Annotated in this window: 7 protein-coding genes and 1 tRNA gene; 6 read left to right on the top strand and 2 right to left on the bottom strand. The window is 59.9% G+C overall.

Going from position 1 to position 12,840, the window contains the following annotated elements; translation table 11 throughout:
- Window positions 1–9: 9 nt before the first annotated feature.
- Complete coding sequence (locus ABIQ96_RS26805) at window positions 10–1,647, bottom strand: NAD+ synthase (RefSeq protein ID WP_348217742.1); 1,638 nt, start codon at window positions 1,645–1,647, stop codon at window positions 10–12.
- Window positions 1,648–1,871: 224 nt separating this feature from the next.
- Between ABIQ96_RS26805 and ABIQ96_RS26800 the strand changes: the two genes are divergently transcribed.
- The 3 genes from ABIQ96_RS26800 (at window position 1,872) to ABIQ96_RS26790 (ending at window position 2,678) form a co-directional block, all read left to right on the top strand.
- Window positions 1,872–1,942: transfer RNA gene (locus ABIQ96_RS26800), tRNA-Gln, on the top strand.
- Between the two features lie 60 nt (window positions 1,943–2,002).
- Window positions 2,003–2,218 carry a hypothetical protein gene (locus ABIQ96_RS26795; RefSeq protein WP_348217741.1) on the top strand — a complete coding sequence of 72 codons (216 nt, stop codon included), beginning with the start codon at window positions 2,003–2,005 and terminating at the stop codon, window positions 2,216–2,218.
- 4 nt (window positions 2,219–2,222) lie between these two features.
- Entirely contained in the window at window positions 2,223–2,678 is a 456-nt protein-coding gene (locus tag ABIQ96_RS26790) for a nucleoside 2-deoxyribosyltransferase domain-containing protein (RefSeq protein WP_348217740.1), read from the top strand.
- A gap of 25 nt (window positions 2,679–2,703) precedes the next feature.
- Here ABIQ96_RS26790 and ABIQ96_RS26785 read toward each other — a convergent pair whose 3' ends face one another.
- A complete protein-coding gene (locus tag ABIQ96_RS26785) occupies window positions 2,704–4,896 on the bottom strand; it encodes a TIM-barrel domain-containing protein (RefSeq protein WP_348217739.1) in 2,193 nt (730 codons plus the stop codon).
- A gap of 393 nt (window positions 4,897–5,289) precedes the next feature.
- Here ABIQ96_RS26785 and ABIQ96_RS26780 point away from each other — a divergent pair, with 393 nt between their 5' ends.
- The 3 genes from ABIQ96_RS26780 to ABIQ96_RS26770 are packed head-to-tail and all read left to right on the top strand — an operon-like array spanning window position 5,290 to window position 12,713.
- Entirely contained in the window at window positions 5,290–9,207 is a 3,918-nt protein-coding gene (locus tag ABIQ96_RS26780; protein WP_348217738.1) for a LamG-like jellyroll fold domain-containing protein, read from the top strand.
- 1 nt (window position 9,208) lies between these two features.
- A complete protein-coding gene (locus tag ABIQ96_RS26775) occupies window positions 9,209–12,025 on the top strand; it encodes a two-component regulator propeller domain-containing protein (protein WP_348217737.1) in 2,817 nt (938 codons plus the stop codon).
- A gap of 10 nt (window positions 12,026–12,035) precedes the next feature.
- Window positions 12,036–12,713: a response regulator transcription factor gene (locus ABIQ96_RS26770; protein WP_348217736.1), complete on the top strand. Its 678-nt coding sequence runs from the start codon at window positions 12,036–12,038 to the stop codon at window positions 12,711–12,713.
- Window positions 12,714–12,840: the final 127 nt, after the last annotated feature.

The raw sequence follows: 12,840 nt of genomic DNA, 5'->3' as shown, positions 1-12,840 counted from the left end.
GTATGGATTTCAACCGACAAACCTCTGGACGATGGGCATACGCCTGCCGATGCCGAATGCTTTCGATGTCACGCGCAATCCCGGCGCGGCCTGGTGGCGCTTCCACTCGTTCAAATCCACGCGGCGCTGCACCCAGCGGACGGTCGTTTCCTCGAAGCCACGGGAAATGATTTCGTCGGCGGACAATTGGTTCTCCACGTAGAGTTCGAGAATGCCGTCGAGGATTTCATAAGGCGGCAGCGTGTCCTGATCTTTCTGATCCGGGCGAAGTTCGGCACTCGGCGGTTTGTCGATGGTGTTCCACGGGATGATTTCCCGTTCGCGGTTGATCCAGCGCGAGACTTCGTAAACGCGGACTTTCGGCAGGTCGGAAATCACCGCCAGACCGCCGCACATGTCGCCGTAGATCGTGCAGTAGCCGACGGCCAGTTCGCTCTTGTTGCCGGTGGTGAGCAACAAGTGGTTTTCTTTGTTAGAAAGCGCCATCAGCATCAATCCGCGGATCCGGGCCTGCATGTTTTCCTCGGTGACGTCTTCCGGCTTGCCATCAAACACAGGCTGCATCGTCGCCTTGATCGCTTCGAAGGCATTTTTGATAGGAACCTCGTCGCAGCGGATGCCGATGTTTTTGGCGAGGGCGAACGAATCCTCCACGCTGCCCCGTGACGAATACGCGCTGGGCATCGTGAGTCCGCGGACGTTTTCCGGGCCGAGCGCGTCGGCGGCGATGACGGCTGTTAGCGCGGAGTCGATTCCGCCGCTGAGGCCGAGGCAGACGCTGGAGAATCCGCACTTCGTCACGTAGTCGCGGACGCCGAGAACGAGCGCGTTGTAGAGTTGTTCCGAATCGCCGCTATCGAGCGGAACATCGTTTTCCACCGTGGCAAATGGATCGACGACGCGGCAGGTTTCCGTGAAGCCGGGGAACTGCCGGGCGATGCGGCCGCTGGCGGTGGCAACTAGTGAATGTCCGTCGAAAACGAGCTGGTCGTTCGCGCCGATCGCGTTGCAATAGACGACTGGAACCTTCGCCTTGCGGGCGATCCCGCCAATCATCGCGCGGCGCAGCAGCGGCTTGCCGAGGTGGAAGGGCGAGGCGCTGAGATTCAGCAGCAGGTCGATGCCCTTGGCCGCGAGTTCCTCCACCGGATCACGGTCGTAAAACGGGCGCTGGAGGTAATTTTCCGTCCAGATGTCCTCGCATATCGTCACGCCGATGCGGTGGCCGTTCCACAAGATCGGCTCGCTGGATTCACTCGGTTCGAAATAGCGGCGCTCGTCGAAGACATCGTAGGTAGGCAGCAGCGTTTTCCACACGCGGTGCCGGATTTTCCCGTTCTCCAGCCAGGCCGCGGCATTGCGGAATGGCTTCCCCGGATGCGCGGGGTGATGGTGGTCCACATACCCGACGAGCAGCGGGATTTCACGCACTTCACCGGCGAGATAATCCAGCGCTTGCAGGCACTTCGGGACGAACTGGGATTTGAAAACCAAGTCCCGCGGCGGGTAGCCTACGAGGGAAAGCTCCGGCGTCACCACCAGGTCCGCTCCCGCCTCCTGGCATTCGCGATAAGCGGCGAGCAGGCGTTTCACATTGCCGGGGAAATCCCCGATCACGGAATTGATTTGAGCGATGCCGATGTTCATGGACACGTGCAGGGAACACCCGCCACGGGGCGGGGCAAAAGGAAAAATCGACTTTCCGCGCGAAGATCGGCGCGGGATCTCCGGCCCGGAGCGATCCGATCCGAGCCATGGCCGATGTTTCCCTAGCTGGAAAATCTCGTCACATTGATTGATTTTCCCTGTTGCCAAACCCAAGCGGGTCGGATTAGGTTCCGCCCGCCGCAGGCCGGAAGGCCGCTGCAAACAGCCTCATAGTGTAATGGTAACACCCCGGATTTTGATTCCGTTATTCTAGGTTCGAGCCCTAGTGAGGCTACTTTTCCGTTCTTGGTGGAAGTCAGCTTGTCAGGCCCCGCGATTCTCCCCAGCCTGCGCCATGAGACTTTTCCAGGACCAGATCTACCAAAAAGGAGATCAATTCATCCGCATCGTTCGTCTGGACCGCTACGAAGTGGAATTCAAAACCACCAAGGGCGATCCGAAGGGCGAGGGGACTCAAGAGGTTTTCAAGAAAAAGGAATTCTGCCGCCTGCTCAAGCACATGACCTTGGTCGTCCCGGTGAAGAAGGACAAGGACGAGGTGACGGAGTGATGCGATGAACCTCTATTTCGCCGCGCCCTTGTTCTGTCAGGCGGAGCGGGCTTTCAATGCGCAGTTGGCATTGCGAATCGAAGATCTCGGCTACTCCGTGTTTCTGCCGCAACGCGATGGTGTGGAATCCAGCAAGCCGCCTTGGAGTCAGATGGCTCCGGACGATCGGAGGCGGGAAATGTTTGCCATGGACGTGCGCGAAATCCGCCGTTGTGACGTGTTCCTTTTTATCCTCGACGGTCGAGTGCCGGACGAAGGCGCGTGCGTCGAACTCGGGATCGCTTTCGAGCAGAAATCTTCCGGTGCGGGAAAGCATCTCGTCGGCCTTCAAACCGATCAGCGGGCGGCATTCATTGGCTCGCGCCTGAATCCGATGATTCGCGAGGCGCTGGATGAAATCGCCGGTGATGAAGTGGAACTGCTGGCGACTCTAACACGATTGAGATCCGACGCTTCTTGATACTGCCGCTTCAGACCCTGTGGGTTTAATGTTCCAACGGGATATCGAGTTTTGAACCATCCCACGGAATGGTCCGCACTTCCTGACCGTTCGCGGATTCCACACGGATCCGTTTCGGCCACGCCGGAACGTAGTCGGATTTTTTTCCGGATTTCAGATGGAGCATGTGTGGTCCATCCCGCCATGTCATCTGTGTGGTTAGGGATAGTCCCTTGCTGAAATCCATTGATGTTCCGTCGTCCTGATAGATTTCGGTGCCGCCGTCTGCGCCCGGATAGATTCGGAGAGCGAGCGGCTCATCGGTGGCCTGCGAGGTGAATTGACGGACAGGATCGATGGGTAGCACCGCACCCGCACGCACATAAAGCGGAAGCGTGGCCAGATCGGCGGGGCGGGTGATTTCGCGTCCCCCTTCGACCGGCAGGCCTGTCCAAAAATCATACCACTTGCCCTTCGGCAGATAGAGCGTGCGGCGGGTCGCGCCCTTTTCCAGAACGGGAGCGACCAATAGGTCTTTCCCCCAGAAGAACTCGTCGCCGTGTTTCATGGTTTCCGGTTCATCCGGAGCGTGCATCCACAGCGGACGCATCATCGGGATGCCGCGTTCGCTGGTTTCTCGGGCGAGCGTGTAGTTGTAAGTGAGGAGCTGATAGCGGAGTTCCAGATACTTTTTGCAAATCGGCTCGATGCCGGGATTGCGCGTGTCCTCCAAGGCGGGAAGCCCGGTGAAATTCGCATCGACTTCCAAAGGCCCGAACTCGCCCGTGTTCCAGCCCCACGGCAGGTGAAGATGCCAGCTGCGGCCATGCGAGCGGAACGACGGGGTGAAACAGGAAAACTCGAACCAGCGGACGTATAGCTCCGAGGTCAGTTCTTTCGATGGAATGAATCCGCCGGTATCGCTGCCCCAGAACGGAGTCAGGCTAACGGAATGATTCAGGCCGACCGTGACTTGGGCGCGCAACGTGTCCCATGTGCTGTCGGGATCGCCGGACCACATCCAGCCACCGTATTTCTGAACGCCGAGGTAACCGGTGCGGTGGAGTGACCAAGGACGTTCGTTGGATCTTTCGCGCAGCGGACCAAGCTCATACAACCGGTGACGTGCGACTCGGGAGGCGGCTGATAGTTCGTCGCCATCGTCCGGCCACCATGCGTCGGCTCCCGTCGCGAAGGCCGGCAGGTGGGATTCCCAATAACTGCCGATGGAGTCGCCGCCGTCCGGAGTGAGCGTGTCGCCGTGGAGTTTTTCCGGCACGCGGTTCGCGTGGAGGACGACCTTGAAATCGAGATCGTGGAGGTCCTTCATCATCTCTGCGGGCTTGGGGAATATCTTCGGGTTGAAATCGAGCGAGCCGTGGCCCTTGTTCCATCCTGCCGGGCAATAACCGGTGCCTAGATAGATCAGGGCATCGCAAGGCAGATGATGATCGCGGAAAGTTTTCGCCACCGACATCACTTCGTCCGGGCCCGCCAGCGTGCGATGCGATTGCATGTAGCCGAGCGCCCATTTCGGCGGCAGCGGCGCGTTGCCCTCGATTTTTCCGCGTTCCACCGCAAGCAACGCGGGGTCTTCCGATAGGGAAACGAACAGATCAAACGGCAAGGCGTCCTGGGCGGCGTCCGGGCGGTATCCCGCAATTGGATTCCTTAAATCGAACTCACCCATTTGTCCCGGAAGGTGATTGAAAAACAACGACCATCCTGCCGGGGAAATCAGATAGGGCACTGCGACGCGGCTGCCGTGGGATTCACGCTTGTAGCCGCCCCAGCCGTCTTTCATCGGGAAAACCGCGCCCCGTCGATCGAAACCCGGACCTCCGCCGCCAAGTCCGAAGACCGGAGCATCCGCGTGGAAAGTGAAGGTCTTGCCCTCGGGTTGCCATTGAAACGACTGGATCACTTTCTTGCTGGCATCGCGGACCTCAAGCGCCAGCGGTTCGGACGAGAGGTGGATCTGATAGGAGCCGAAGGGAATATTTGCGGCCTGATCGAGCGACGTTCCCTGCCACAGAACTTCGCGCGAACCGGGAAGTGCTGCATCAAAAGGCAGGTTGAAATCGTTCGAGTCCGTCCGTTGCAAGCGGACTTCAAACGTGCGGTCGGATAGTTTCTCGAGAGTCAGTTTCACCGGAGTTCCTGCATGTCGCAGTTCGATGGCTGCCAAATTTGTGCAAGTGATCGCTAGTAAAAGTAATGGGAATTTGATCAGTTTCATTTTTCCGGTGGCATGGAGGCTGGCAGTTGGACCGCAATGACGCTTTTTATGAGAGGTTGGGATGCTCGGTATGTCCAATCGCCCGTCATTTCAAGCAGGTGGCCGTCCTCCACGAAACTCCGAATTTCCGTCGTGAAGCAATAGGGAAATCCGCAAACCATCCGACAGATTCATTGCTCCCGGCCTAGATAGTGATTCAACATCCCTGTCATTGACCGCCCCAAATGGGGGGCGGATCAACCCGTTTGGGGGTTCGATTCCGCCCTGCCTTGGTGTTATTCTTAGGAAAACCTTGGGGATACACGGAGGGTGCAAATCTTGACAAGACCGCACAGGAGCCGAAGCATCGTGGTCCTGTCGGTTAGTCATGAAGTTGGTTCGATGTATCCCCGTTTGAAATCCATTCTCCGATATCTGTTGGTGGCGGCACTTTTGTGCCGGCCAGCGATAGCGAGGAGTTTGGAAGTGGCAGGCAGCCTGTTGATCGAGCTCGATGCCAAAGACTTCAAGGGGGGCGGCGGAAAATGGCAGCAGCACTCCGCAGATACCGGAATTACCGGGGATTTTGTCCCCAAAGGCTCTCCCACGCGGCAGATGGTGGGAGGCTCGGATGCGGTGGTTTTCGACGGGGACGGCGACTATTTCGTCGGCCCGATCACAACCGCGGCGCTGCATGCCCCCGGCGCGAAACACAGCGTCGAAATCTGGGTTTTCCAAGGAAATGTCAGGGAACAGGAATCCGTCGTTTCGTGGGGAAAACGGCAGGGCCCCGACCGGACCTTCGCGGGATTTCGCTACGGGTCCGATCCGGATTTCGGAGCCATCGCTCGCTGGGGATCGGCGGAGTCGGGATTTATCACCATCCCCGCTCCCGGCATCTGGCACCACCTTGCCTACACCTACGACGGCGGCGTGCAGACCGTTTATGTGGACGGGAAACTCGACAACGCGCGATCCGCGGGTCTGCTCGACGCCCATGACATGCTGCCCATCCATATCGGTGCGGAGATCACCGGTGATTTGAAATTGGAAGGGCAATTCACCCATTTTTCCGGAGCTCTCGCCCGGGTAAGGATCCACTCGGGGGCGTTGTCGGCGTCGCAGGTGAAAAACAATTTCGAAAGCGAGCGCTCCGCTTTTCCCGGCATCGCGGGGAAGTCGCTTTTGCAATCGCCGATGCACCGGTTTTCATTCAATGCCGCCGCCGCTCCGGCTCCCGACGGCACCAAGGTTACCGACAGCATCGGTGGTCTGGTCGCGGTGATCCGCGGGGCGGGTGCCGCGTTTACCGGCAACGCGATCGAACTGCCGGGCGGCTCCTCGCAAACCGCGGCTTACGTGGATCTACCTAACGGCTTGGTGTCCTCGCGGGAAAACCTGAGCATCGAGTTCTGGGAATCACAAACAGCCGTACAGAATTGGTGCCGCATCCTGTCCATCGGCACCAACAAGGTGGGGGATATCACCGGTCCCGGCGGAACATTTACCGGCAGCGAGACGCTGACCTTGTTCGGCAACGTCGGTGCGGCGCACGTCAATCTCTTCGCCAGGTCTAACGGGAGCTATTCGAACGGAGGAGCGGATCGCTTTCCCGCGGAGTATCCGGATTCGGACTACGGCGTCGTTTTCCAACAGGTCATCACCTACGACAAGGATCTGAAGGAATGGCACTGGTATCGCAACGGCATCCTCATGGAGGTCATCCCCGATACCAAGGGACCGACGCCGCTGAACGACGTCAATGTCTGGCTCGGTCGTTCGGAATTCTCTTCGGACAGCAATTTCCGCGGCAAGTATCTGGAGTTCCGGGTTTACAATCACACCCTCGGCGAGAGCGAAATTTACGGCAATTTTCTGGCCGGCCCGGGCAAACTCAATGTCGGTGGCAACGCGGTCGCCATGAACTGGACACCCGAGGAGCCGGGGACTTTTTCTTTCGCCAACACCGGCGGCTCGAATCATTGGAGCTCGGGCGGGGGCGGACCACATCCCAACGGCCCAGGCAGCGTGGCCACTCTCGCCAGCGCTCTATCAGGCGATCAGGTGGTCTCGCTGGAGTCCGCCGTCACGCTCGGCTCGCTCAACATCGGAAGCCGTGGCAGGAGCGGTTCCTTCACGCTTCAAGCGGAGAAAAACGGATCGATCACCATGGATTCCGGCAGCGGGATTCCCGCATCGATCACCCAGCTCCCCGGCAGCATCGGCAATGTCGTCAACGCGCCGATCATCCTCCGCACGGAGACGGAGATCGCCAACCAGTCGTCCAGTCCGCTGATTCTCGAAGGTCCGGTTAGCGGCAAGGGCAACTTTATCAAAAGCGGCGGCGGTCCGGTGGTTCTAACTGGTGATGGTGCCGCGCACACCGGCGAGGTGAACGTGGTCGCAGGATCTCTTTTTCTCGGAGATGCCTCGGACACGGGAGCGATTGGCGCGTCGCGTTTCACGATCATCGATCCCGGCCGGTTGATCCTCAACCGCAGCGACGATATCGTGACCAGTGGAAATTACGGTGGCAGCGGCGGCCTCCATTTCCAAGGGCGTGGGAATCTTCTTCTAACTGACAAGGCGCTGGTGACGAACACCGGTATTCTCGAACTGCACGATGGATCGGGCGGCGTCACCAGCGAGGGACTCATCGACGGTCCCTCCGCCATCCGGGCCGACGGTCATCTGACCCTGCGCGGCCATAGCAAGACCCGGGTCCGGGAATGGATTTCCATCGGCATCGGCGGCGACGGAGGCACCCTGACGCTTCAGGATTCCGCGGAAGTCCTGATCACCGGCGCGGGTCATCTCAACATCGGAGACGTCGGCCGCGGACAAAGCACGATGTACATGAGCGGCGGTTCGGCCACCTGCAAGGAGTTATTCATCGGCAAGAATGCGGGCACCTCCGGCGTGCTGATCCAGACCGGTGGCGATTTAAAAAAAGTGGGGATGCTCGATTCCCGCATTGGCGGTGCCACTGACGGCACTGCCGGCGCTTGGGGGGCATGGCGCATTACTGGTGGAACGTTCAACGACGAATGGAATCTTCAGATCGGAGCCTACGGAGCCGGAATCATGGAAGTCGATGGAGGTGATGTTAGGGTCAACGGTTTCCTGGGGATTGGAAGATTCGAAGGGGATCGCTTCCATCCCGGAGTGGGGGTATTGGATGTGAAATCAGGCAGCGTTTCCACGACCTCCCCGGAAACATTGTTGCTGGTTGGCGAGGACGGGATCGGAACGCTGAATATCCGCGACCGTGGGCTGGTGATTTGTACCAACCGAATGATCATCGGAGCCGGGACCATCGAAAAACCCGGTGAAGGCACGGTCAACCTGCTCGAAGGAGGAACCCTGGTCACTTCGGGCATCGAGCAATACAACCAGATGGAAGCCGTTGGCCGCCTGAACCTCGACGGCGGAATCCTCAAAGCAGGGGACTCCAATCGTGACTTCATTCATGGCATCGATTTCGTCCGCATCCGCAAGGGGGGAGCGCATATCGATACCAATGGCTTCGATGTGGGGATCGGCCTGCCTTTGCTCGCCCCGCGTGGCAACGGCGTGGTTTCAATCCCCGTCGTCGCCGGTGGCAAGGGCTACCTTGCTCCTCCCGTCATCCAGATCAACGGCGGTGGCGGCAATGGTGCGACGGCCCTCGCTGAACTCGTTGACGGAGTGGTTGCAAACATTCTCGTGACCCATCCGGGCACCGAATATCTATCAGCTCCCACTGTCGATGTTTTGGGTGGCGGCATCGGCTCCGGGGTCGTCTTGGGAACGCCCGTGCTCGCCGCGAATACCAGCGGCGGACTCGTCAAGACCGGTGACGGAACCCTCACCTTGCGCGGTGCTAACAGCTATCTCGGAACGACTTCGGTCAAACAGGGCGGACTGCGGATCGAAAATCGTCTGGAAGGAGCCATTGAGGTGGCGGACGGAGCTTCGTTCGGAGGTGGCGGCTTGATCGCCGGCTCTCTCAACATGGCTTCGGGCACCACGATCGCCGCAGACCCGGGATCCGTGCTCGAAGTGCGAGGCGATGCGACGGTGCACGGCTCACTGGTTCTTGAAATCACGTCCGTCGCCACCGGCAGGCTTGATGTCAGCGGCAAACTCGATCTCGACGGCGCACATCTGGTGGTGAAAGCCGATGCCGCGAAGATGCACAGCCCGGTTCATTTGATCGCCAGCTATGGAACGCTTCATGGCAAGTTTTCTCTGGAGGAACCGCTCCCCACGGGTTACGTCCTCGACTACCGCTACAACGGTCAGAACCAGATCGCCCTGGTTGCCACCGCAGCCGAATCCAATGGAGAGTGACTTGAAATCAGCCCCGATCACGAGCCCTGTTTTGATGGTTCGTGGACTTTGCTGCCTCGCGATTCTCCTGCTTCTCGGTTTGTTTTCCGCTCCTGTTAGCTCCGCCCAGGGCCAGTATTCGTTCAGGAACTGGCAGTCCGAGGACGGGCTGCCGGTGAATCTTGTCCGCTCGATCGTGCAGGCGGCCGACGGACATTTATGGATCGCCACCGCGGAATGTATCGCCCGTTTCGACGGGGTCGAATTCCAGCGCATCGACCAGATTGACGATTTTCCTTATCCGCATTCGGGTGACAACCGGTTGTTCTCCACCTCCGATGGCGTCGTCTGGTTTTCGAGTTCGCAGGGCGGCTTGCTACGCATCACCGGCGACAAGCCCGTGGTGATCTGGCAGGATACAGCCACCGCGCCTGTCAGCCAGGTCGTCGATTTTCCCGCCGGAGGAGTCCTGGTCCGCCGGGGCTCCGAGATCTGGCAGTATCGCGACCAGCGGATTACCCGCCTGGACAATCCGTCACCGGAGGTCACCGCGCTTCTCGACTCGGAGATGATCGAGCGTGGTAGGAAAGGCCGTATCGGTGTGGATGGACTTCCCGGAGACTTGGTGGATCGCAGTGGTTCGGTCTGGTCGGTTTCTTCCGCCGGCGTTCTAACGGTCACTTCGCCGGAAGGTTTCAAGCGCGTCATTTCCATGCAGCGGGTGAGTCCCGACTATCACGTCACGGAGATGTTGGAAGACCGCGAGGGAAACATCTGGGTGGCCACCGCCCTGAACGGCCTCGGTCTTTTCCGCGAAGACCGCGTGGAGGTGGTGAATGCCGCCGCCGGCCTCAGCGAGGGAGCCGTCCTCGCCGTCATCGAGGACACCAGCAATCAGGTCTGGCTGGGAAACCGCCGCGGCGGGGTGGACCGGATCGTCACCGGAGTCATCGATCATTACGACCTCGGAACAGAGCCGGGAGTGGGACAGGTTTCCGCCTTGTATGAGGACCGTGATGGACGGCTTTGGGCGGCTTCCACCGATGGTCCGGTTTTCCGTTGGAAGGATTCGGGGTTCTCCGAGCATTTTTCCGCAGGTGCCGGCCCGACGAAGGTCAACGCGATCTATCACGACGGCCGGGGCACGCTGTGGTTCGGCGGCCAGCTCGGTCTCTCGCGTTCCATGGGACGACGCGTCACTGAAGTGAAAGCCGAGGCGGGTTTCCCCGGCGGAGAGGTCACCGTGATGAGCGGCGGCGCCGACGACGAACTTTGGTTAGGGACGGCCCAGGGAGTTGTCCTGAAGGAGACCGACGGGCGGTTGGAGACCATCGCCACGTCCGGCGAACTTTTCTACAGCCGTGTCTCCGGCATTCTCGTTAGTGCCGCGAATCAGGTGTGGGTCACCACCATGGGGGCCGGACTTTTCCTTTATGATGGGGAAAAGTGGCATCACTTCGATCTCCGCCAGGGCCTTCCCGACCTTCGCCTCACCCAGGTTGTCGATGATCGGTTGGGCCACCTCTGGTTCGGCTCCACCGGGGGGATTCTCCGGGCAAGCCGCGAGGATCTGCTCGCCCGCGCGAAGGATCCGGACAAGCCGATCCACTGGTTGCGGATGGACCGCTCCGACGGTTTGCCCACCCGCGAGTGTGTTGGCGGGCATCATCCGGCGGGCTGGCGTTTCAACGACGGCGCGATTTGGTTTCCCACCAGTTTGGGAGTTGTTAGGCTGGATCCCTCGCGCACCATGGTCAACCGCACGCCGCCGCCGGTCTATCTGCGCACCGTCACGGCGGATGGAGTCGAACGGGCCGTTTCGGGGAAAAAATTGGAGTTCGGCCCCGGCCGCTCGCGGTTGGAGTTCCGCTACCACGGCATCAATTTCAGCGCGCCGGAAAAGGTCAATTACCGGACCCGTCTTGTCGGGCTTGAGGAAGGCTGGCGCGATGTCGGAACGCAGCGGCAGGCTACTTTCGAGTCGGTGCCGCCCGGGAAATACCGGTTTGAAGTGGTGGCGATCAATGGCGACGGTCTTCTGAGTCCCGCGCCCGCCACGGTTGATGTCGTGATCAACCCGCATTTCTGGGAGACCGCCTGGTTCTTCACCCAAGCTACCGTCATTGTCATCCTGGTCGCCGGTGGAATCGGCTGGCTCATCGCTCGCAGCCGGCTCAAGCGCCGCATCGCCATGTTGAAGGTCCGCAACACCCGCGAGCTCGAGCGCGCGCGCATCGCCCGCGATCTTCACGACGAACTCGGTGCGTCGCTAACGGAAATTGCCCTCCTCGCCGATCTCGGGGCGGAGCAGGCCGAAGGCAGCGCCTATCAGAAACAGCTCGACGAGCTTTCGAGCAAGGCCCGCATGCTCGGCCTCACGCTGGATGAAATCGTTTGGGCGGTGAATCCGCGCGAGGACACGCTGGCCTCGCTGCTGGATTACCTTGCCAGCTTCGCCACCGAGTTCCTCGACCGCGCCGGCATCACCCTGCGCATGAACATCGCCACCGGCATGCCGGACCTGCCGCTGGACGCCACCGTCCGTCACTCGGTCTTCCTCGCCGTCCGCGAGGCGTTCAACAACATCGTCAAACACTCCGAGGCTAAATCCGCCTGGCTGCATGTCTCCATTTCCAACAACAATATCCTTGAAATCAAGGTCGAGGACGACGGCAAGGGCATCGACGATTACGCCCTTTCGCGCGGCCACGGCCTGACGAATTTCAAGGTCCGCATGCAGGCCTGCGGCGGCGAATCCAGCATCACCTGCCGCGACGAGGGAGGCACACGGGTGCGTTTCCTTGTTCCCGTGCTTGCGCCTGAATCCCAACCCACGTAATTTTCGCTCCATGACTTCCGACCCGCAAAAGCCCATCGAAGTCGCGATCATCGAGGACAATCAGGCCCTCGGCGAGAGCCTCCAGAGGGTGGTTGAATCCATTCCCAACGCCCGCTGCATCGGCGTCTGGGGAACCGCGGAGGAAGGGTTGAAGAAAATCGACGCGTTCCGCCCGGCCATCGTGCTGATGGACATCAACCTGCCCGGCATGTCAGGCATCGAGGCCACCGCATTACTCAAGCGCCACCTGCCGGAGATTCTCGTCATCATTGTCACCGTCCACCGTGAGCATGAGAAAATTTTCGACGCCCTCAAGGCCGGTGCCTGCGGCTATCTGATCAAGCGTTCGCGTGCCGCCGATGTCCGTCAGGCCATCATGGACGTCTATGCCGGTGGTGCTCCGATGAGTGCCGAGATCGCCCGCCGCGTTGTCGAAGCCTTCCATCAGAATGCGGCGAAAGCCGGAGCTGAAACCGAAACTGTCGTGCTCTCCCAGCGCGAGACCGCCGTTGCAAAACTCATCGCCGAAGGCCTGGCTAACAAGGAAATCGCCGACCGCCTGGGCATCAGCACCGAGACCGTCCGCGGGCACCTGAAGAACATCTACGAAAAACTCCACGTTCGCTCCCGCACCGAAGCCGCCGTGAAATACCTCGACTCCGTCCGCTCGCGGAACGTGTTCCCTTGAGGGCGGTGTCTTTGTACGTAGTTTAACCCTTTAGGGCAATGCCTTTAAGGATTCGTGAAGATGATGGTTTTCAGGAGGGGTCTTGAGCTGGCGATTTTTGTCTTGGGCCAGTCTTTGATTGGTTGTC

Origin of the sequence: Luteolibacter sp. (assembly GCF_039920825.1) — a bacterium.
GTDB lineage: Bacteria > Verrucomicrobiota > Verrucomicrobiia > Verrucomicrobiales > Akkermansiaceae > Luteolibacter.
This window is presented reverse-complemented; position numbering and strand designations above follow the sequence as displayed.

Excerpts from the sequence above, each read along its gene's own strand:
- ABIQ96_RS26805 (WP_348217742.1), bottom strand. The coding sequence starts at position 1,647 with ATGAACATCGGCATCGCTCAAATCAATTCCGTGATCGGGGATTTCCCC.
- ABIQ96_RS26795 (WP_348217741.1), top strand. The coding sequence starts at position 2,003 with ATGAGACTTTTCCAGGACCAGATCTACCAAAAAGGAGATCAATTCATC.
- ABIQ96_RS26790 (WP_348217740.1), top strand. The coding sequence starts at position 2,223 with ATGAACCTCTATTTCGCCGCGCCCTTGTTCTGTCAGGCGGAGCGGGCT.
- ABIQ96_RS26785 (WP_348217739.1), bottom strand. The coding sequence starts at position 4,896 with ATGAAACTGATCAAATTCCCATTACTTTTACTAGCGATCACTTGCACA.
- ABIQ96_RS26770 (WP_348217736.1), top strand. The coding sequence starts at position 12,036 with ATGACTTCCGACCCGCAAAAGCCCATCGAAGTCGCGATCATCGAGGAC.